This is a genomic window from Leclercia pneumoniae, assembly GCF_017348915.1.
Lineage (GTDB): Bacteria > Pseudomonadota > Gammaproteobacteria > Enterobacterales > Enterobacteriaceae > Enterobacter > Enterobacter pneumoniae.
Genome location: NZ_CP071383.1, coordinates 1,115,132 through 1,135,566 on the forward strand (window position 1 = coordinate 1,115,132; position 20,435 = coordinate 1,135,566).

Consider the following 20,435-nt stretch of genomic DNA (forward strand, 5'->3'; position numbering starts at 1 on the left):
TTTGCACCCGTACTCGTTTTCGACTGATGTTGCTCTGCATTATCGCCAACCTGATACCCAAATTTTCGCTTCGCTATCGTCAGGGTAGTAATAGCCATTGGGTATCGATTGCAACTCGACAATACTTCCCCAGGGGGTATAAAAGTATACGCCGGCATTATTTTCAGTGTCTTCATGACGCGAGTTTCCGTGGGGCTCTGAAAGAAACTTGCCTCCCGCAGCCTTCACTCTTTCAATGGCGTAATTGATATCGTCTACGTATAAAGAAATATGTTTCCAGCCAAAATCCTGCACTCTTACCGGCTTCGTTTGATCTTCACTGATAATTTCAAAAAGTTCCAGGTTTGGCCCATTACCAATGCGCAGTAGCCGCTGCTTGATCATCATTGAGCCAGAGGTTAAGCCCAGTTGTTTCTCGGCATCAGCCCCTTTCAGCGGTGTGTCCTTGTCCGTCAGGCCGTCATAAACATATTTTGCATCCAGCGCCTTCTGCAGAAATTCCGTTGCCTGTTGCAGATCTGTTGTCCGCTTTGGCCAGAAGCGGACGTTGCCAACTCTACGCAGTCTCTCTTATCGAAGAGATAAACGTTAAATTTTTTCCTGATTAACGCGGACGGAGAGCGCCTGGTGGCTCTCTTTTCGTTCGCTATAACGATCGGCGAGATAATCTGTTTGGCCCTTCAGCAGCAGCGTGATTTTAAATAACTCTTCGGTCACATCGACAATACGATCGTACCAGGAAGAGGGCCTCATTCGTCCATTTTCATCAAATTCCTGCCAGGCTTTGGCGACTGAGGACTGGTTGGGAATGGTGAACATCCGCATCCAGCGGCCCAGAATACGCATCTGGTTCACGGCATTGAAAGATTGCGAGCCGCCGCAGACCTGCATCACCGCCAGAGTTTTCCCCTGGGAGGGGCGAAGGGCGCCTTCGCTTAAGGGTATCCAGTCAATCTGGGCTTTCATCACCGCGCTCATGGCCCCATGCCGCTCCGGGGAACTCCACACCATGCCGTCACACCATCTGACCAGCCCGCGCAGTTCGGCCACTTTTGGGTGTGTATCCGGGGCGTCATCCGGCAGGGGTAAACCGGAAGGGTTAAACAGTCTCACCTCTGCGCCCATCGCCGTCAGCAGGCGACCCGCTTCTTCCGCTGCGAAACGGCTGTACGAACGCTCCCTTACCGAGCCGTACAAAATCAGAATACGTGGCGGCTCCTGAAGCTGCAGGCGTTCAGCAATCTTTTGGTCAAAGCATTCAGCGTTCAGGGCAGGGAACTGTTCCATTGTTTACTCCGGGAGATGATGATTTCAAAAAATACACATATGATTTACCATATATGAAAGATAAAGGGAACGGAGCAAAAAATGCTACAGCCTGTGCAGCTTTTTAAAATCCTGGCGGATGAGACCCGCCTTGCCATTGTCATGCTTCTCCGGCATTCGGGTGAGCTGTGCGTCTGCGATATTTGCGCGGCTACTTCGGAGTCACAGCCCAAAATTTCCCGGCATATGGCTATCCTGCGTGAAGCAGGGTTGGTGCTCGATCGTCGGGAAGGCAAATGGATCCACTATCGTCTTTCTCCCCACATGCCGGCGTGGGCCAGTGAAACAATAACGATGTCATGGCAGTGCCTGCGCGAAGAGGTGGGTGAATGGTTAAAAAAATCCGCCTGTACCTCCTGCTGAGTAGTGTAATCATATACGTATAATCATATATAAAGGAGCCTAAAATGTTTCTGGCAGGGAGTATCTTTATCCTGACGCTGGTTCTGGTCATCTGGCAGCCCAGGGGGCTTAGCATCGGCTGGAGCGCAAGCATCGGAGCCGGGCTGGCGTTGGTTACGGGAGTTATTCATGTCGAGGATATTCCCGTCGTCTGGGACATCGTCTGGAATGCCACGGCCGCTTTTATTGCGGTGATCATCATTAGCCTTTTGCTTGATGAGTCCGGTTTCTTTGAATGGGCCGCGCTGCATGTTTCACGCTGGGGGAACGGACGGGGTCGCCTGCTCTTTACCTGGATAGTTTTGCTTGGCGCTGCGGTGGCTGCGCTGTTTGCCAACGACGGCGCAGCGCTGATATTGACGCCAATCGTGATTGCGATGCTGCTCGCACTGGGGTTCAGCCAGGGGACGACGCTGGCCTTTGTCATGGCGGCAGGGTTTATCGCCGATACCGCCAGTTTGCCGCTGATCGTCTCCAACCTGGTAAATATCGTCTCGGCGGATTTCTTCAACCTGGGCTTTACGCAGTACGCCTCGGTCATGGTCCCCGTAAACCTGGCGGCCATTGCGGCCACGCTGGTCATGCTGCATCTTTTCTTCCGCCGCGATATCCCGGCGACCTATGACGTCTCGCTTCTGAAAACGCCTGCCAGCGCGATAAAGGATCCGGCGACCTTCAGGGCGGGCTGGATTGTGCTGCTGCTCTTGTTGATTGGGTTCTTTGTTCTGGAGCCGCAGGGGATCCCGGTCAGCGCAATAGCCGCATCTGGCGCGGCTGTGCTGCTGGTGGTGGCGAAGCGAGGTCATGCCATCAATACAGGAAAGGTGCTGCGTGGGGCGCCATGGCAGATCGTGATCTTCTCGCTCGGCATGTACCTGGTGGTTTATGGCCTGCGCAATGCCGGACTCACGGAGTCGCTCTCGGGCGTGCTGGATCTGCTGGCGGATAAGGGGTTATGGGCAGCCACATTCGGCACCGGCTTCCTGACCGCATTTCTCTCGTCGGTGATGAACAACATGCCGACGGTGCTGATTGGCGCCCTCTCTATTGACGGGAGTACAGCAACCGGCGTCATTAAAGAGGCGATGATTTACGCCAACGTCATTGGCTGCGATTTAGGCCCGAAAATCACCCCGATAGGTAGCCTGGCCACGCTGCTGTGGCTGCATGTGCTGGCACAGAAAAACATGAGCATCACATGGGGATATTACTTCCGCACCGGCATCATCATGACCCTGCCCGTGCTCTTTGTCACTCTGGCCGCGCTGGCGTGGCGGCTCTCTGTCACTTTGTAATGAGATACTGATATGAGCAACATCACCATCTATCACAACCCGGCCTGTGGCACCTCCCGTAACACGCTGGAGATGATCCGTAACAGCGGGAACGAACCGAACATTATCTATTATCTCGATACGCCCCCCACCCGCGATGAGCTTGTGCAGCTGATCAACGATATGGGGATCCCGGTGCGGGCGTTGCTGCGTCAGAACGTTGAACCTTATGCGCAACTGGGTCTTGCAGAGGAGATATTTTCTGATGCGCAGCTGCTTGGTTTTATGCTTCAGCATCCCATCCTGATCAATCGACCGGTGGTGGTCACGCCGCTTGGGACAAGGCTTTGCCGGCCTTCAGAAGTGGTGCTGGAGATCCTGCCTGAAGGTCAGAAGGGCGCTTTCACGAAAGAGGATGGTGAAAAAGTGATTGATGAGACCGGTCAGCGAATTAAGTAGCTGGACCTCATTCGTTGAGCCGGGCTGGCTGTCTCAGAAAATGCCAACGATCCTGCGTGGGCACGCTCTTTAAAACAGTCCCGGTCCCCTGAAGGTGCGCCGCCATTCGCTGGGGCTGACATTAAAGCGCGCCTTGAAACTCTGGCGAAAAGAGACCGGGGACTGGTATCCCACCAGGGACGATACTACGTCAATGCTGTGATCCGTGGTTTCGAGCAGCTCCTGGCTGCGCTGCAGACGCTGGGCGCTGAGCCAGTCTTTGACGGTCATTCCGGTTGCCTTGACAAAATGGCGCGTCAGCGTGCGCCGGCTCATGCCGGAAAAACCGGCCAGAGAGTCAATATCGTGGCGCTTGTCCAGGTTGCGGCGCAGGTAGTTAATAAGGTCATTAATCTGCTCGTCACGCGTCGTCTCCGGCACCACGTGCTCAATAAACTGCGCCTGTCCCCCTTCACGGTACGGAGGAATGACCATTCGCCGGGCCACGCGGTTCGCAAGTGCAGATCCGTAATGTTCCCGCACGATATTCAGGCAGCAGTCTATGCCTGCGGCCGTACCCGCAGAGGTGATCAGGCGCTCATCGCTGGTATAGAGCGCATTACCGTCCAGCCTGACCTGCGGAAAGCGCCCGGCAAAATCCTGCTCAAACTCCCAGTGCGTCGAGGCCCGGCGGTTATCCAATAGTCCGGCATAGGCGAGTACGTAAGCCCCAAGGCATAGCCCCACCACCTCAGCCCCGCGTTGCCAGGCCGCTCGCAGGGCATCAAGCAGGGCAGGGGAGGGACGCACCCCGGGATGCTCCCAGAAGGGGACGATAATAATGTCTGCAATCTCGAGTTGCTCAGCGCCATGCTCCACGCTAATGGAAATCCCGATATCAGATTCCACTGTGCCAGGCTGCTCAGCACAGATTGTCACGTCGAACAGCCCCGGCTCCGGCATGGCCTTATCAAAGACCATGGACGGAACGGAGAAGTGAAACGGGCTAAAACCCGGCGTGGCAATAACGGCAACATGCAGAGCGGACATAATAGAGACCTTTTACTGATTAAATCGGGTGTGGCCGACGTTTTGCCGGCAGGCGGCAATCAGATTTTAGCCGCCTGCAGACAGGTTGTGCATCAGAGACTGAGCGTCTCGCCGTCTTCAGGCACCCGCACCTTTTGTTGCAGACCGTTTTCTGCGGTGTATGCACGCAACTCAGCGCGGCTGAGCAGGCAATGGTTTACGGCTTCCATATGTGAGGCCACCAGGGTCGCTGCCGGCAGAATCTCCAGCGTGCGCAGGGCATCCTCTTTACCCATAATAATGGCGCCAATCCCGTCGACCGTCGCACATCCGATATTGAGGACGACGACGTCCGGCGCGTATTTCTTCAGGCTGCTCACGTACGGCGGTACCCAGATGGTGTCGCCGGCAATATAGAGCGTCTTTTCACCCTCGGCGGAAAAGACCAGCCCGCACGCATCGCCCAGGCGTTCGGCCACTTCAGGAATGGCATAGGCTTCATCGCTGCCGTGCTGTCCATCGGTTTTCACGACGTTAATGCCGGCAATGACGTTGGTGTCAGCCAGCACGCTGACTGCGGTAAAGCCCTGAGAGCGTATAAGTGACGCATCGCTTTCATTCTGAGTGTAAATCACCTTGTCTTTGGGGATGAGCTGCTGAGCCGCTTCGTCCCAGTGATCCTGATGCGTATGCGTCACGATAATCACATCTACGTCCAGCAAGGTGTCAACGGAAACCGGCAGCGCCACCAGAGGGTTACGCAGGTGAGAACGCGCCGTTCCGGGAAAGCCGGGCCAGGCCTCTTTATCCGCGAGCATCGGGTCGATCAGGAAGCGAACCCCGGCATAGTCAAGCTTCAGTGTGGCGTTTCGTATTTGAGTCAGCTGCATTTTTTACTCCGTCAGGTACACCGCAGCGATGCGGTCTGTGCATGGAGAGCGCAGTATAAAAAAGCTGCGGAAGAGGGGTAAGGCGCGCGCAGGTCATTCTTCGATGAAAAAGGGTCAAAAAGCGATGCCATTGCGCTCAGAGCATTATCCCTTTCCCGTTGGCGACCGGCCTGTCTCCTGTGGAAACGAGGTTGGCCCGATATCATCGCATTTTGACTTCCTGGCCTCTCACGCCGTTGCGGGGCGCTTTTTATACTTTTCGGACTGTTAACATCCGAGGTAATACTATGGCATACGCACTCACCGATGACGGCATCGAAATTTACTACGAAGCGAAGGGGCAGGGCCTGCCGATCGTTTTTGTTTCCGGCTATTTTGGCATCAGCGATATCTGGCAGGCACAGACCGACGTGTTGTCCAGGACATTCCGCACGGTCTCTTATGACAGCCGCGGCTATGGCCGTTCCGCTAAACCCCTGCAGGCAGAGGCATACAGCATTCCGCGTCACGCAGAGGATTTAAAAGCGGTGATTGATGCGGCTGGCATCAACGGGCCTGTGGTACTGGTTTCTCATTCGATCGGCTGCAATATCATCTCCACCTTTGCAGCGAACTCTCCGCAGCGGGTGGCCGGACTGGTCTATACCGCCTGCTACGTAGACGGCAAGCAGATGCGCGACGCGGGTATGTCCGTGGAGGGGGTTAGCGAAGCGGTTGCCACGCCTTCCGGTGCGGTGGCCTTTTATCAACCCTTTGGCGTCCCGGAAAGCGTGGGTGCCGAGGCCGCAAAATGGGCGACGCATGCGCTGCAGGCGAATGCCGCTGCATTCCTGAACCATGAAATGGCCGATCGCTATTGCGCTATTACCGCACCGGCACTCATCCTGCAGGGTGAAAACGATGCGCCTAATCCGCTTCCTTTTGCCACCGCGCTGCAGCAACTGCTGGGCGGTGGGGCAGAGCTAAAGGTGCTGAAGGGGGTCAACCACTTCCCGCCGCTGGAGGCACCGGAAACCGTTACGACCTTTGTTGAAGAGCATGCAGCTCGCTGCTTTGCTGAATAATCTTTCTGTATGTGCCCATTAACGACGCAGCCACCTGCGGGGGTGGCTTGTATGAGGTGTGATGGGTCATCACGCTAAATGCTTATGCTCCACAGAGCAGATTTATATATTCGAACTGGCTTGAACCGTCATTTATTACAAAGCATCACTTTATGAGGGTTAATATTTTTGCCAAAACGATATCTATAAATTTAGCGGTTGAAAACAGGGTGATTAGGGTAATTGTAATTTTTGAAAATTCCTCAGGCAACGAAAACCATGACAAGTCAACAATCGAGGAACCACTCAATAGTGCAAGGCCCAGTAATAAACTGGATATAAAAGATAATATTTTAATAACCATTGCAGCATCCTTCGTTGATACTTATTTATCGGCTATATGGCGCACTATGAGTGTGGGGGGGGTATTTTGTGCCAGTAAGTTATGAGCTTCAGCGTTGATATTACAACTCTGGCCACTGTTTAATGATCAATGACGTTGTCATCCCCGGTTAACGTACTCTCATCAAAATTCATTTCTTTGATAGTTGACACAAAAATCATGGATTTTGACGTAACGTGCAATTTCACTATCACACCACCAAAATGTATAGGAAAGTGAATTTGTGTAAGTTTGTGTAATCTCGGCTTTGTGTGTTATTGCGATGAGCTTGCCTGGTTTAACGCCTCTTCACGCTCACCTGCTGCCGGAGCTCAACCAGCAAGTCCGGACTGACTTAAGGGCAGGGCGTACATCCTCCTGATGCCAGAAGCGAAGGTTTCAGAAGCCGTCGTTGCCCTTAAGTTGAGTCATTATCGAACCCCACTCATGCTTCCAGAACATTATCCTCTGGGGTAAGGCTAAGAAAGGTTATCGCTGCCGTAGCCAGCCCTGAATACCCATGGATGCGGAGTCGATTGCGCCAGCGAGGTAGCCTGAAAACTGTGGTGACCATTCACTGGCAATACCCGTTATTTTTCCTGTCCACTCGCCACGATCCGGGACTGACTCAGGCAGCGCATGTCCTGCTTCCTGCAGCAGGTCGAATTCCGTGGCCGTAAACGGATCGGCTGCCCAGTCTTTCAGGAACTCCGCTTCAGGAGCGGCCGCATCCGGTCCAAACAGGCGCGCCAGCTGCTCACGACAAAGTTGTATGAGCATCTCTTCGCTGACCGTCCATCTTGATTTAGCGGGTACGCCGATAAAGCCAAAGAGCACCGTTTTCCCTGAGTCAGGCTCGGAGACATCGTGAATTTCAACCATCGGGCCAGCCTGGCTGCTGGCATCGCCGGAAAGCCGCTGAGCTTGCAAAAAATCGGTGTTGTAGACGGCGACATACTTTGCATGGGGTGCCATCCAGGTTGGCGTAGTGCGCCAGTTTGAAAGCAGCGCCTCAGGCAACGCCGGGCTAAAAGCAATGTTTGCAGCCAGCGCGGGCGGCAGGGCAAGAAAAATGTGCTCGCAGGTAAAGAGGGTTTCCTCTCCCGCCCCGGTTTGGGCCAGGACCTGCATTCCCTCTTCGGTGCGAATAATGGATTTCACCTGCTGACCCAGCTTAATTTTGTTCGCCGAAACCTGATACCTGAGTGCGGCCGTCAGGGCCTGCATACCCCCCTTCAGCCTGAATGATGGCGGTGCGGTTTCATAGGCAGGATAACGCTGCGCCGGGGAGGAGGGATGGCGCTCATACAACATATCGCCTGGTCGCCCCTGTGGGATGACGGTGAGTCCCAGTTGCCCGATGAGTTGCGCGAATTCAGGCTGGATCTGCGGCCAGAACCAGGCTGCCCCCATATCCACATGCAGCCCTGCAACTTCGTCGGACAGCACACGGCCGCCTGTCCTGTCCCGCGCTTCCAGAATCACATAATCCACGCCTGCTTTTTCCAGTAGCGTGGCGGCATAGAGCCCGCTAACGCCTGCCCCGATAATAATAACGCTGCTTCTCATGGTGTGGCTCCGGTCAGGGTGGCAGGGCTGAGGTGCCCGGTTTTCAGATAAAAAAGTGCGCCACTGGCGGTGGCTGTCAGGGCGGGCATGTCGCCAGGCGGAAACCGTAACCAGCTCCCCTGTTCGTAGCGGCCTTCCGGTGCCATTAATGCCCCTTCCAGAAGCAGCAGTTCAGCACCGCCGATAAGTGGCGCACAGAAGATGCGTTCGCCCGGCGCCAGTTTCTGGAGTAGTACCGTTTCTCGCGAGTCAGAAAACAGGGGGCAAATTCTTCGTTGCGGCTGGCCGTGCCAGTTATGATCATCATGTGTATTGATTCTGACGGGCTGGCGTTCATCATCGGTCATCTGGCGCAGTTTGACGAAAATCGTCGTGCCGTCGCGGCTGGAGGGCTGATGGGACGATCCGTCCGGACTACGCAGATACCAGCCTGCAGGGTAATCCATCCCGTTTTCCGTAAACGTTCCGCTCAGCACCAGTATCTCTTCGCCACCAGGGTGGCTGTGCTCGGGGAAGAGCGATGCCGGCGCATAGCGGACAAGGCTGGTGGCCCGGGCCTGCTCACGGCCTATCCGGTCGAGCATGACGCGTTCCACGCCCGGCTGCGGAGAGGGGATCCAACGATAATCATCCGGCGTGATGATGGCTCTTTGCGAGAAATCAGAATTCAGTAACATCATAATCAGTCAGTTGACGGCACCCAGTGGGGTGCCGTTTGCGGGTTTATTTATTCGGCAGGTTATCGTAAACATCCAGAGCACGCGCGGTATAAGTCAGTGCCGCACCGGTATTCAGATTGATGGCGACGGCAAGCGCTTCGGCAATCTCTTCCCGTGTGGCGCCGTGCTTGACCGCAGCATCCACGTGCACCGCCAGGCATCCGTCGCAGCGGGTGGTGACAGCCACGGCCAGCGCGATCAGTTCATGGGTTTTAGGATCAAGGTGCTTGTTTTCAGACGCGCCTTTATCCATTTGCTGAAAGCCTTTCATAAACTCAGGCTGCAGTTTGGCAAATTTGCCAATGGTGGCGAGCAGGCCGCTCCGATATTCATTCCAGTTTAAGAACATTGAAAACTCCGGTTTTTTGTCTCAGAAAAACGTTAATTACATAACGTCGTAGATACGTACATCAGGGTCGCTGTTCAGGTAAGGTTTCAGGCCTGCGACTACATCCTGGGTGAAAAGCGGGTTGTTGAGATACGCCTGCGCCTGGGCTGTGGTCGCAAAACCGTGCAACACCTGCACGTCCTGGTCGCGGATAAGCAGTTCTTTCGAGGTGGCACCGTCGATGGTGGTCAGAAACGGGGTTTTGTACTTCTGATAGATACCCGCGGCTGCCGCACGGTTTTCATTGCTGATATCAAGGGTGATTTGCAGATAAGCCATCGTTCTCTCCTTCGCTCAGGTTAAAGCAATGCCGTCAGGGCCACTGCCGTTCGTTGAGAGGGATTATCGGAAAGCTCGCGAGCGCCAACAAATCAGATAATCTTGCGATGCGGAGAAGAAATTCTATGTCGCGCCTGTTATGGAATTAACGCCTCATGCTTGAGGCGTATTTTCAGAGAGGACGTCCTGCACAAGCCAGTCGTGGAAAACTTTGACTTCTTCACGCATGACGTTCTGCTGCGGAGTGACCAGGTAGTAAGACCAGGTCAGTGGCCAGCGATGGTCGGAGTGCAGCTGAACCAGCTGTCCCGTTTCAATCAACTGCTTCACCAGGGCGTAACGCACCACGGCCACCCCCCGTCCACTCAGGGCGGAGAGGATAACGGCAGAGGTGGAGTTAATATGCAGGCCGCTTTCCTGCGCTTCAGGCGCACCGACGGCGCTCAGGACATCGTCCCATGAGGGAAAATTCGCCCCCGGATGCGGCGTGTCATCATGGATCAACTTTTGCGTGGCGAGCCACTCAGCACAGGTGATTTTCTCTGCCGGGACCAGCCGCGGGCTGCAGACCAGCACCGCCTCTTCATCCATTAGCCAGGTCTTATTCACGCCGGGCCAGTCCCCCTGACCGCAGCGGATGCCGATATCCGCCTCACCGTGCGACACATCCATCAGCTTTTCCGTCACGTTAAGCCGCAGGTCGATCGTTTCATGCGTTTCTGAGAAGCGGTTCAGGCGATCCATCAGCCAGTTCATCATCAAAACCTGCGAGGCGGTCACTATCACAACAGAGCGTGCCCGACGGCCGCGCAGTTTATTTAACCCGGTTTCCAGTTTATCCAGCCCCTGGGTGATGTCCTGCAGGGCTTCCTGCGCTTCATCCACGAGGGTCAGACGCTCTTTCCCGGAGCGGGTGCGGTGGAGCAACGGGTGTCCTACCCAGTCCTCCAGTGAGCGGACTAGCTGGCCCACGGCGGCTGGCGTAACGCCCAGCTCCTGGGCGGCGCCGGTAAAGCTGCCGTGCCGGGCAGTGGCCTCAAAGGCATGCAGCCACTTCAGTCGGTTTAGCGATCGCATTGCAGGTATCCTGATTCAGTGTTTTTTCAGTATACCTGAGCGAGAAAGATTTTCTTTCCTGTGTCGCAATTTCTTCTCAGTCGTCAATCCGGCTTCAGGGTGGCATTCTGGCTTCACACGATGAGGAGCAGGGCTTTTCATCAATGACAACCAAATGAATTTAAAGAGGTTAGCGATGAACGCATCTTTTGCCGGTAAAAAACTGTTAGTGGTTGGTGGTACCAGTGGAATGGGCTTTGAAACAGCGAAGCTGGTTCTGAAAAACGGCGGTAGTGTCGTACTGGTTGGTAATCGTCAGGACAAAGCCGAGCAGGCACGCCAGGCGCTGGCTGCTGACGGCCAGGTATCCATCATCGTGGCTGACCTGATGAAAGAAGAAGGCATGCAGCACGTGGTGAACACCATCAACGCTGAGCATAAAGACATTAGCCTGCTGGTGAATGCGGCCGGTGTATTCTTCCCGAAACCTTTCACCGAACACGAAATGTCTGATTACGACATGTACATGAACATCAACCGCGCGACCTTCTTCATTACCCGCGACGTGGTGCGCAACATGGTTGAGGCCGGCATTAAAGGCTCTATCGTTAACATCGGCTCCATGTGGGCGCAGCAGGCCATTGGTGCCACACCGTCTTCAGCCTACTCGATGGCGAAAGCCGGTCTGCACGCACTGACCAAAAACCTGGCGATTGAGCTGGGCGAAAAAGGGATCCGCGTCAATGCGGTTTCTCCGGCCGTCGTTCACACGCCGATCTACGAAGGCTTCATTCCGAAAGACGACGTGAAAGACGTGATGAACAGCTTCGACAGCTTCCACCCGATTGGCCGCGTGGGTACGCCGGTGGATATCGCGGAGACCGTCGCCTTCCTGCTTTCTGACAAGACTGGCTGGGTCACTGGCGCCATCTGGGATATCGATGGTGGCGTGATGGCTGGCCGTAACGCCTGATGACTCTGCCGCACGCGGGCGACCGCGTGCGGCACTGGAGTACCTATGCAAATCCAGACCGCAAACTATGACCTTGTCACCACGTGGCAGGGGGGGATGGCGAGCCGCACGCGTTGCCGGTCCATTACGGGTGACAGAAGTCAAAGCCACGTTATCGATTCCGATGAACCTGTCGCGCTGGGTGGCGAAGGGCGGGCCCCCGCTCCTCAGGACCTGATGCTGGCCGCTTTTAACGCCTGCATGACGGCCGCTTTTGTTCAGGAAGCCAGAGGGGCGGACCTTACGCTCACCCATCTCGATATCGAGACCCGCGGCGAACTCCTGACGGAAATCACCCAACTCTGTGACAAAACGACAGAACTCTCCCCTGGCAGGCTGCAGTACGTCATTCACGTCAGCGGGAATGGAACGGCCCATCAATTTGAATGCGTCCATCAGCGAGTCATTAACGCCTCCCTTAACCGGTGGTTACTGGCTCAGAACATGACGATAGAGGGTGATTTAATCCTTATCTGACGCGGCCCCATTATTCAACCGGTGCAACTTATGAATAAAAAATATCGCGCTATGCAGGTTGTCGCCCCCGGCGTGCTGGAAATGACAGAGCGGCCGATACCTGCTCCCGCTCCTGATGAAGTGCTCATCAAAATTGAAGCATGCGGCGTATGTGGTGCCGATCTCCGGGATACAGAAAAAGCGCCGCAGGCAGGCCAGCCCGGGCGAATTCCGGGCCATGAAATTATTGGATACATCACCCGGAAGGGGGGCAGGGTGCCCGATATCTGGCAAACCGGCCAGCGGGTCGGGATCGGGCGTTTAGGGGGCTACTGTCAACAATGTAAGCCCTGCCGTAACGGACTTTTTCATCTGTGTGAAAACCAGTTAACACCGGGTCTCAGCTGCGATGGCGGCTATGCAGAGTATGTTGTTATGCGCCATACCGCGCTGATCGCTATTCCCGCAGAGCTCTCTTCCGTGCATGCCGCGCCGATCCTCTGCGCCGGTACTGCCACCTTTAATGCGCTGCGTCACTCCGGTGCCAGGGCGGGCGACAGAGTGGCTGTTCTCGGGATGGGGGGGCTGGGGCACATGGCCGTTCAGTACGCTCGTCACATGGGTTTTGAGGTGACGGTGATAGCGCGTGGTCGTGAGAAAGAGCGTACAGCCTTTCAGCTGGGCGCGCATCACTACATCGATGCGCTCAGCGAAGATGCCCAGCGTGCCTTAAAGAAGATGGCGGCGTGGATCTTATTCTGGCTACGGCGGCGGATTCTGAAACGCTTTCAGCCCTGCTGCCTGCTCTGGCCCCCCGGGGAAAAGTCGTCCTGCTGGGTACCGGACGCACGCCTCTACAGATTATGCCGGGTATGATGATTGGTGCTGAACGCTCGCTGACCGGGTCCTTCGTCAGCACACCGGCTCAAACCGAACGCGCGCTGCATTTCAGCCATCTCTTCCAGACGTTGCCTGTCACCGAACAGTTGCCGTTTGAACGGGCAAACGAGGCGCTCAGCAGACTCAAAATGGGCAAGGTACGTTACCGGATGGTGCTCACAATGAATCAGGATAATTAATCACATGTCCACAGAACAGTTCCTGCCTGTCGCAGATCAGAAAAAGAATATTATTCGCCTCTCCGCCGCGCAGGCTCTTGCCGGTGCTAACTCGGTCGTTTTTTATGCCACCGGGGCCATTGTCGGAAACGCAATCGCGCCCAGTAGTGCTCTGGCCACGCTGCCCATTCGGCACCTGCGGTCATAAAGAACGGATCATGTTTACCCCAGACCGCCAGCAGCGGGGGCTGGTAGTCCCTGAAATACTGCTGAAACTGCGGATACATCCGTACATTCGAAGCGTAATCCAGTAATAAATCGAGTTGGATCTCCGCATTGCCCGGCCGTAATACCTGCATTCCTTCCAGCGAGTAGCCATCCGGAGAGACCAGACTCGCATCGCTTACCCCTTCCAGATACTGCCATTTGATTGAGGCGGGCGTCGGAAATTCACGCAGCGCGCTGCGGTTCTCGGGAGTCGGGTCGCGCCAGTATCGTTGAATAGGCGCCCAGGCCTCGCCCAGCCCCTCTTCGTAAGCGTTGCCATTCTGGGAAATGATGGCGGTAACCCGCTGTGGATGCGCGAGGGCAAGACGCCACCCGACGGGGGCGCCATAGTCGTGAACCATCAGAGCATAGGCGTCGAGGCCGAGCGCTTCAGTGAACTGGTCAATGGTTTCAGCCAGCTGGTCAAAGGTATACGCGTAGTCGCCGCGCGCTGGCGCCTCGGTAAAACCAAAGGCCGGCAGGTCGGGGGCTATCAGACGGTAACGATCGGCCAGTTGGGCAATAAGGTCGCGGAACATAAATGATGAGCCTGCAAAACCGTGCAGCAGCAGCAGAACAGGCGACGCCGGATCGCCTGCCTCACGGTAAAAAACGTTAACCTTACCCGCCTGTTGATAGAGGTAATGAACCTGCGCGGTAGATGCGTTATCGGCGGATGAAGATCCTGAATATGGAGACGTCATAGTAAACCCCTTGTAACCTTTAAAGCGCTTGATTGAAGGTTACACATATTTTTGGTAACCTGTCAAAATTATTTAATGGGTTACAGGTGCCTATGAACATCGAAAAGCTTTCTTCTCCGCCGCTCTTCCTGGCTGATAACCTCGCGCTGGATTTCATCAACAGTGAATATGGGATGGGTGACGAGCGACACGATTGCTTTGAGGATGCGTTCAGCGTTATTGACTGGCTGGAGAGGGCGGGCCTGGTGCCTGAAGGAACGCAGGCTCCGCCTGAATTACTGACGGAGGCCCGCCAGCTCCGTGAAGCTGCCAGAGCCGTCGTGCATGCCGCGATGCAGTCCCGTGAGGCAGAGCTGACGGTCATCAACCGGATTCTTGAAAAAGGGCGGCCTGAGGTCAGGCTAAAATGGGCGCAGGATACACAGCGCTATCGTGTCGATGTACATTGCGGCGTTGAGAGTCCTGCCAGCCTGCTCTGGCCCATCGCCGACGCCCTGGTAAAACTCGTCACAGATGAAAAATTCGAATATGTACGCCAGTGTGAGGCGCATAACTGTGTTTTACTTTTTCACGATTTGAGTAAATCGCACCGCCGTCGCTGGTGCAGTATGGCCACCTGCGGTAATCGCATGAAAGTGGCCGCGTTTCGAAACAGGAAAAGTTCATAGTCGTTCAGGCCGCACCTGTAAAAGTGCGGTGTGACAAACAGTTAAAAACATACGGTGCCCGGCGCTCCGGGCGGCAAAGCTTTTCGCGTATTGATTGGGTATGAAGTGAACTGGATTATCTTTAATGGACGATGGTATCTGATATCCCCGATGCCATTAAATGGTGAGTTCAGGCTGACCATACCTGGCGAGCGGACCAGTATCATTCTCGACAGAGTACAAATGCGCCGGGCGGTTAAAGAGAGCCTGGGTCTGCCAGGCAAATCTCGCACTCAATCCAACAAACTGCGTTGATCGGCGCGCAGCACTATCCCCGCATTTTTACGTTTATCGTCATCTGACCCAGCCTCAAATTTCTTCCTCCACGCCCGATTTATTTCTGAATGCGTATTTGTTCAAGCGAACTCCTGTTACAACGCTGAATATAAAATCACATTTTATTCAACTGCTTATGTGACTTCCCCTTCGTGATTTATCCCTTCTGAAAAAAGAAATAATAACAAATGCTTGACCAGGTAGAACGATCGTTCTACCTTTAAGGCATGAACAAGAAGCCAACTGATACACGAGAAAAAATCCTCGCCACCGCTGAGCAGCTCATCTATCAGAACGGGATCCACGCCATGGGCATGGACCTTCTGGTGAAGACCTCGGGCGTCGCCAGGAAAAGTATTTATCGCCATTTCGCGAACAAGGAGGACGTGGCATCAGCCGCGTTAAACGAGCGTGACGAACGGTGGATGCAGTGGTTCAGAACCGAGTCTGATAAAGGCGAAACGCCCAGGGACCGCATTCTGAATATGTTCACCGTTCTGAAAAGCTGGTTTGAGTCCGAGGGGTTCCGGGGATGTGCCTTTATCAACACGGCCGGAGAAGTGGGGGACCCGGAGGATCCCGTCCGCCAGATAGCGAAAATGCATAAGCAAAAATTGCTGGATTACGCGCTCGAACTCAGCGAGCAGTTGAACCCTGAGCACGCTGTTGCGCTGGCCAGACAACTGCTGCTTCTGATCGAGGGGGCTATCACCATGACATACGTAATGGGTGACCGGAACGCCGCTGACGACGCACGGGAAATGGCAAAAGTTTTACTGGAACGGCTCTCAGCCGGGGCCTGAGCAACGAATCTTTTATTACCTTTAAATCAAGTTAACAGGAATATTACCATGACCGATACACAAGTCCGTCCGCCGCTTCCGCCATTTACGCTGGAAACCGCCATTGAGAAAGTCCGTCTGGCTGAAGATGGCTGGAACACGCGCGATGCGGCCAAAGTCGCGCTGGCTTACTCGCTGGATACCAAATGGCGTAACCGTGCCGAATTCGCCAATAACCGCGAAGAGGCGGAAGGTTTCCTCGCCCGTAAGTGGAAAAAAGAGCTCGAATACCGCCTGATTAAAGAGCTGTGGGCGTTTGGCGGGAACCGTATTGCCGTGCGTTATGCTTACGAATGGCGTGATGACTCAGGCAACTGGTTCCGCTCTTATGGCAACGAAAACTGGGAGTTCGAGGCTGATGGCCTGATGAAACGTCGCTTCGCATGTATCAATGACATGCCTATCAAAGAGAGCGAGCGTAAGTTCTTCTGGCCGCTGGGCCGTCGCCCTGACGATCACCCGAGCCTCTCTGACCTCGGCCTGTAAGTCAGTCAGATATTGCGCGTGAGATAAAGCAGGGCTGTCTCAGTTCATTTTCGGGGAGCCTCGCTTTTCGCGCGTCACCAATCTGACATTCTGCGAGCCTGGGCCAGCATAAGCGCCCAGATCCCAAAGGCTTCATTGTTATTATTCCGCATCTCTGCAACTATGACCCGCACATAGCCTACCCGGCAAAACGACCCACCGAACAACACCGCCGAATCTGGGCTATGACATACGCGATAAGCCATAACAGCAATATGCTGACGAACGGAGTGAGCGCTGAGGACCGCAATATGACCAACTTTTACCCTTTTTCTGCCAGTACACTGCGTGGCGAGCCCATCCCGATGGCCGACTATGCTGGCAAAGTGATTCTGGTAGTAAATACCGCCAGCCATTGTGGTTTCACGCCGCAATATGCCGGCCTTGAAGCACTCTACCAAAAGTATGCGGCCCAGGGGCTGGTGGTGCTTGGTTTTCCCTGCAACCAGTTTGGCAAGCAGGAGCCCGGCGGAGCCGATGATATTGAGCAGACCTGTCACATCAACTACGGTGTGAGCTTTCCGATGTTCGAGAAAGTGGAAGTTAACGGCGCCGCCGCGCACCCGCTGTTTCGCTACCTGAAAGAGGCGTTGCCCGGCGTGCTGGGCGGGCGGATAAAGTGGAACTTTACCAAGTTCCTGATTGGTCGGGACGGCAAACCCCTCAAGCGTTATGCCCCGTTCACCAAACCGGAAAATATAGAAGCCGACATTATCGCTGCGCTTGAGCGTTAATCGTATCGGCCCGGGCTATTGCGGTTCTGAAAGAGAAGCGCCACCTGAAGGCGAAGGGCTCAGTCGATGAGCGTGACTAGCGCGTGATTGAAGCGGCGCCAGAACAGAGTAAAAGCATGATTTTCCTGGAATCCCGCCAGCGGCTGGCACAGCGTAAGTTGCAGACTATGGTCAGTAATGGCGCTGACGCGGGTGGTTTCAAAACCCATATACGCCTTCACCCTGGGAAAGAGCGCCTTGAACAGGCTCTCCTTGGCGCTAAAGGCCAGCGTTAAGGCGAGAGGAAAGGGCAAGCCGCTGTTGAGCAGCAGGCTACTTTCCACGTCGTTAACAATGCCCTCTTTAATGTCGAGAGCCTCTTTTTCGTCGAGGATCGCTTCATAATCAATCCCCACTAACGAATTCTTGCTGACGATAGCCATCGCGATATGGCCGCTGTGGCTGATGCTGCCATTCAGGCCCGTCGGCCAGAGCGGTTCGCCGTTTTCACCTACGCCCGGCACGGTCGATACCCCCCGCGATGAGAGAGCCGAGACCGCGGCGATCCGCCCGGCAAGGTGCTCTGTTTTGCGCTTGCGCCCGGCGTTAGCGAGCTGCGTATGATGGGGGAGCCAGAGGAGATCGTACTCCGTAAAGGTGGCGGGATCGAAGGTCACAGTGTGGACGGTGGTGCCGGCGAGCTGAAAAGTGGATGTGGTGTAATACATGGCGTCCGGGATCTCGCACGGGTTTAAAACCCATGTTATCGCACGGGAGGCGATAAAACGGCAACCCATCCAGGTTGCCGTTATCAGGATGACTTAGAAGTGCGTATTCACGCTCATGTACCAGGTGCGTCCCGGTTCGTTAAACGTATAAGCCCCTGCGCCGTACATATAGGCCCCGGTCTGGTCATTACCCGTGGTTTGCGCGTTACCCGCACGCCACACGCGTTTATCAAACAGGTTATCCACGCCGCCGGTCAAACTCACGTTTTTGGTGACATCCCAGGTCGCGCTCAGGCCAACAATGCTATATGGGCTCACTTCGTCTTTCTCAGAGCCGGTTGCCGGTTCGCCTTTGTAGTTGTATTTCTTCGGCTGCTGCTTGCCGTACCAGGTGAAGGTCGACTGCAGCGACACATCCTGGTGTACCTGCCAGCTCAGGGTCGAGTTCAGCGTGTACTCAGGGATGATCGACAGTCGGTCACCGGTCTCTTTGTTTTTACTTTGCAGCATATAGGTGAGGTTATTGGACCAGTTTACCGTATCGCTAACCGGGATATTGAGCGAACCTTCCAGACCTTCTACCACGGCTTTCGGGACGTTCTCCCACTGATAGATATCGGTAGAGACCTTGCTGGTTGAGGTATGACCGATTGGCGCGTAACCCGCTTCGATCTTGTCGCGATAGTCGTTACGGAACCAGGTCACGCCGGCCAGCCAGCCATCGTGTTTCCACTCCAGCCCAATCTCTTTGTTAATGCTGGTTTCGGCCTTCAGGTCGTCATTGCCCATCATGTAGCAGCCCACGCCGTCGGAGCTTGCGTAGCAACCCTGGCCTTTACTGTACAGCAGGTAGTTCGGGTTGGTCTGATACAGGCTTGGGGCTTTATAGGCCCGGGCAATACCCATTTTCAGGGTAAAGTCATCCCCCAGACCTTGCGACAGGTTCAGGGAGGGGCTCCAGTTGTTACCCACAATGGTGTGGTGATCGAAACGCAGCGCCGGGGTCAGCATGGTGCTGTCGGTCAGCTCCATGTTGTTCTCTGCAAAGACAGAGAAGATTTCGGCCTGCGAATACGGGCTGCGATCGTCGCTCATGCCCGGGATCGCGCCGCCTTGCAAGGGTTGCGTGTTCGAGGTGGAGTCCTTCATCCGCTGCTGGTTCCACTCGGTGCCCAGAGTCAGGTTCTGATTGACCAGGAAATCGATCGGAATATTCACTTCGCTGTGCAACATGACGTCTGCCAGGTCGGTATCGGTGAACTGATTGCTGTTAAACAACCCTTCCAGACCGCCTGCCAGCCCTTCGCCAAGACGGGAGTTACGGGTATGCTCGTATTGCGCCCAGTTGCTGGTGGTAACGCCGTTATCCCAGCCACCGTTCCAGGTGACGGCAAAGTTCTGGCGATAAATACGGTTCGTCTCTTTACCGTAATTTTTCTTAACCAGACCCTCTTTCGCATTGTCGTTATTGGTGTTTTGCGTATCACCGGCGTAGAGGTTGTTCTGACGGCTGTAGCCCGCTTCGAACTCCAGCGACTGCATTGGCGCGAAGTCCCAGCGAACCACGCCGTTAATGTCTTTGTTCTCGACCCCTTCACGGCCTGCTGGCAGGGTGTCGGCGTAGGCGCCGGTACGTTCAGACTGATGACCGTCGTTGATGTCCCAGGCATCGGCCTGGGTTTTATCCAGATTGCCATACATGCGGAAGCTGAAATCGCCCCCCAGCGGCCCGCTCAGGCTGAAGTTGGTGCGTTTGGTTGAACCCTCTTCTTTGTGCTCTGGCGCGTTGAGATAGGTGTTCCAGGAGCCGTGCCACTGGTCGTCGAATTTTTTGGTGATAATGTTCACCACGCCGCCCGCCGCGCCGTTGCCGTAACGCGCAGCCGCAGGACCACGAATAACTTCAATGCTCTCAATCATCTCTGGCGGTACCCAGCCGGTATCACCACGCGTATCACGCTCGCCGCGCCAGCCCAGACGGATAGAGTTGCGGCTGGTCACCGGTTTGCCATCAATCAGAATCAGGGTGTTCTCTGGCCCCATACCACGAATATCGATCTGGCGATTGTTACCGCGCTGGCCGCTGGTGGAGTTACCGGTCAGGTTGACACCAGGCATGGTGCGGATGATCTCTGCCACATCGCGTGCAGGAGGATTTTTGCGGATCTGATCGGCGGTAATCTTCGACACCCCCGGTGCCTGCAGGTTCTGCTCGGCGGCGGTGATAACCATGGTGTCTTCATGCGCGGGCGTCTCAGCGGCCATAGCGGGCAGGGCCGTGCCGAAAATCCCCAGGTTGACCAGTACGGCCAGTGAGTGAATCTTGTTGTTCATTGTGTGTCCTGCTTTTCG

The 20,435-nt window shown here is 55.1% G+C and carries 22 protein-coding genes and 1 pseudogene; 11 read left to right on the forward strand and 12 right to left on the reverse strand.

Going from position 1 to position 20,435, the window contains the following annotated elements; translation table 11 throughout:
• Positions 1–39 precede the first annotated feature (39 nt).
• A complete protein-coding gene (locus JZ655_RS05185) occupies positions 40–564 on the reverse strand; it encodes a VOC family protein (protein ID WP_207293816.1) in 525 nt (174 codons plus the stop codon).
• 24 nt (positions 565–588) lie between these two features.
• Positions 589–1,287: an arsenical resistance protein ArsH gene (arsH, locus tag JZ655_RS05190; protein ID WP_207293167.1), complete on the reverse strand. Its 699-nt coding sequence runs from the start codon at positions 1,285–1,287 to the stop codon at positions 589–591.
• Positions 1,288–1,368: 81 nt separating this feature from the next.
• Here arsH and JZ655_RS05195 point away from each other — a divergent pair, with 81 nt between their 5' ends.
• The 3 genes from JZ655_RS05195 to arsC are packed head-to-tail and all read left to right on the forward strand — an operon-like array spanning position 1,369 to position 3,461.
• Complete coding sequence (locus tag JZ655_RS05195) at positions 1,369–1,689, forward strand: metalloregulator ArsR/SmtB family transcription factor (RefSeq protein ID WP_040076660.1); 321 nt, start codon at positions 1,369–1,371, stop codon at positions 1,687–1,689.
• A gap of 44 nt (positions 1,690–1,733) precedes the next feature.
• Positions 1,734–3,023: an arsenic transporter gene (locus JZ655_RS05200; protein ID WP_207293168.1), complete on the forward strand. Its 1,290-nt coding sequence runs from the start codon at positions 1,734–1,736 to the stop codon at positions 3,021–3,023.
• A gap of 12 nt (positions 3,024–3,035) precedes the next feature.
• Positions 3,036–3,461, forward strand: coding sequence for a glutaredoxin-dependent arsenate reductase (gene arsC, locus JZ655_RS05205; protein ID WP_207293169.1), 426 nt, complete (start codon positions 3,036–3,038; stop codon positions 3,459–3,461).
• 69 nt (positions 3,462–3,530) lie between these two features.
• Here arsC and JZ655_RS05210 read toward each other — a convergent pair whose 3' ends face one another.
• Complete coding sequence (locus JZ655_RS05210) at positions 3,531–4,490, reverse strand: GlxA family transcriptional regulator (protein WP_207293170.1); 960 nt, start codon at positions 4,488–4,490, stop codon at positions 3,531–3,533.
• A 92-nt stretch (positions 4,491–4,582) separates the two neighbouring features.
• Positions 4,583–5,359 carry an MBL fold metallo-hydrolase gene (locus tag JZ655_RS05215; RefSeq protein ID WP_207293171.1) on the reverse strand — a complete coding sequence of 259 codons (777 nt, stop codon included), beginning with the start codon at positions 5,357–5,359 and terminating at the stop codon, positions 4,583–4,585.
• A 287-nt stretch (positions 5,360–5,646) separates the two neighbouring features.
• Here JZ655_RS05215 and JZ655_RS05220 point away from each other — a divergent pair, with 287 nt between their 5' ends.
• On the forward strand, positions 5,647–6,423 hold the full coding sequence (locus tag JZ655_RS05220; protein ID WP_207293172.1) for an alpha/beta fold hydrolase: 777 nt from the start codon (positions 5,647–5,649) through the stop codon (positions 6,421–6,423).
• 850 nt (positions 6,424–7,273) lie between these two features.
• Here the strand turns inward: JZ655_RS05220 and JZ655_RS05225 are convergent.
• The 5 genes from JZ655_RS05225 to JZ655_RS05245 all read right to left on the reverse strand — a co-directional run bounded on the left by JZ655_RS05225 (position 7,274) and on the right by JZ655_RS05245 (position 10,816).
• The gene (locus tag JZ655_RS05225; protein ID WP_207293173.1) at positions 7,274–8,353 is read right to left on the reverse strand and encodes a flavin monoamine oxidase family protein; all 1,080 of its coding nucleotides are present in this window, start codon (positions 8,351–8,353) and stop codon (positions 7,274–7,276) included.
• Positions 8,350–9,033, reverse strand: a complete 684-nt coding sequence (locus JZ655_RS05230; protein WP_207293174.1) for a cupin domain-containing protein — start codon at positions 9,031–9,033, stop codon at positions 8,350–8,352. The genes JZ655_RS05225 and JZ655_RS05230 overlap by 4 nt, the downstream gene beginning before the upstream one ends.
• Before the next feature lie 43 nt (positions 9,034–9,076).
• A complete protein-coding gene (locus tag JZ655_RS05235; protein ID WP_007712977.1) occupies positions 9,077–9,421 on the reverse strand; it encodes a carboxymuconolactone decarboxylase family protein in 345 nt (114 codons plus the stop codon).
• Positions 9,422–9,457: 36 nt separating this feature from the next.
• Complete coding sequence (locus tag JZ655_RS05240) at positions 9,458–9,739, reverse strand: hypothetical protein (protein ID WP_207293175.1); 282 nt, start codon at positions 9,737–9,739, stop codon at positions 9,458–9,460.
• A 153-nt stretch (positions 9,740–9,892) separates the two neighbouring features.
• Positions 9,893–10,816, reverse strand: a complete 924-nt coding sequence (locus tag JZ655_RS05245; RefSeq protein WP_207293176.1) for a LysR substrate-binding domain-containing protein — start codon at positions 10,814–10,816, stop codon at positions 9,893–9,895.
• 175 nt (positions 10,817–10,991) lie between these two features.
• On the opposite strand from JZ655_RS05245, the gene JZ655_RS05250 reads away from it, so the two are divergent.
• The 3 genes and pseudogenes from JZ655_RS05250 (at position 10,992) to JZ655_RS05260 (ending at position 13,342) form a co-directional block, all read left to right on the forward strand.
• Positions 10,992–11,768, forward strand: a complete 777-nt coding sequence (locus tag JZ655_RS05250) for an SDR family NAD(P)-dependent oxidoreductase (protein ID WP_207293177.1) — start codon at positions 10,992–10,994, stop codon at positions 11,766–11,768.
• Between the two features lie 45 nt (positions 11,769–11,813).
• A complete protein-coding gene (locus JZ655_RS05255) occupies positions 11,814–12,284 on the forward strand; it encodes an OsmC family protein (protein WP_207293178.1) in 471 nt (156 codons plus the stop codon).
• A gap of 81 nt (positions 12,285–12,365) precedes the next feature.
• A pseudogene (locus tag JZ655_RS05260) lies at positions 12,366–13,342 on the forward strand (zinc-binding dehydrogenase).
• Between the two features lie 86 nt (positions 13,343–13,428).
• Here JZ655_RS05260 and JZ655_RS05265 read toward each other — a convergent pair.
• Entirely contained in the window at positions 13,429–14,292 is an 864-nt protein-coding gene (locus tag JZ655_RS05265) for an alpha/beta fold hydrolase (protein ID WP_207293179.1), read from the reverse strand.
• A 92-nt stretch (positions 14,293–14,384) separates the two neighbouring features.
• Here JZ655_RS05265 and JZ655_RS05270 point away from each other — a divergent pair, with 92 nt between their 5' ends.
• From JZ655_RS05270 to JZ655_RS05285, 4 genes are all read left to right on the forward strand, one after another.
• Entirely contained in the window at positions 14,385–14,960 is a 576-nt protein-coding gene (locus tag JZ655_RS05270) for a CGNR zinc finger domain-containing protein (RefSeq protein WP_207293180.1), read from the forward strand.
• A 542-nt stretch (positions 14,961–15,502) separates the two neighbouring features.
• Positions 15,503–16,078, forward strand: coding sequence for a TetR/AcrR family transcriptional regulator (locus JZ655_RS05275; RefSeq protein WP_207293181.1), 576 nt, complete (start codon positions 15,503–15,505; stop codon positions 16,076–16,078).
• Between the two features lie 48 nt (positions 16,079–16,126).
• Positions 16,127–16,603 (forward strand): nuclear transport factor 2 family protein, encoded by a 477-nt coding sequence (locus JZ655_RS05280; protein ID WP_207293182.1) that lies wholly within the window; start codon positions 16,127–16,129, stop codon positions 16,601–16,603.
• A gap of 290 nt (positions 16,604–16,893) precedes the next feature.
• Entirely contained in the window at positions 16,894–17,376 is a 483-nt protein-coding gene (locus tag JZ655_RS05285; protein ID WP_207293183.1) for a glutathione peroxidase, read from the forward strand.
• A 59-nt stretch (positions 17,377–17,435) separates the two neighbouring features.
• Here JZ655_RS05285 and entD read toward each other — a convergent pair whose 3' ends face one another.
• The gene (gene entD, locus JZ655_RS05290) at positions 17,436–18,083 is read right to left on the reverse strand and encodes an enterobactin synthase subunit EntD (RefSeq protein WP_207293184.1); all 648 of its coding nucleotides are present in this window, start codon (positions 18,081–18,083) and stop codon (positions 17,436–17,438) included.
• A 93-nt stretch (positions 18,084–18,176) separates the two neighbouring features.
• A complete protein-coding gene (locus JZ655_RS05295) occupies positions 18,177–20,417 on the reverse strand; it encodes a TonB-dependent siderophore receptor (protein WP_046884337.1) in 2,241 nt (746 codons plus the stop codon).
• Positions 20,418–20,435 lie beyond the last annotated feature (18 nt).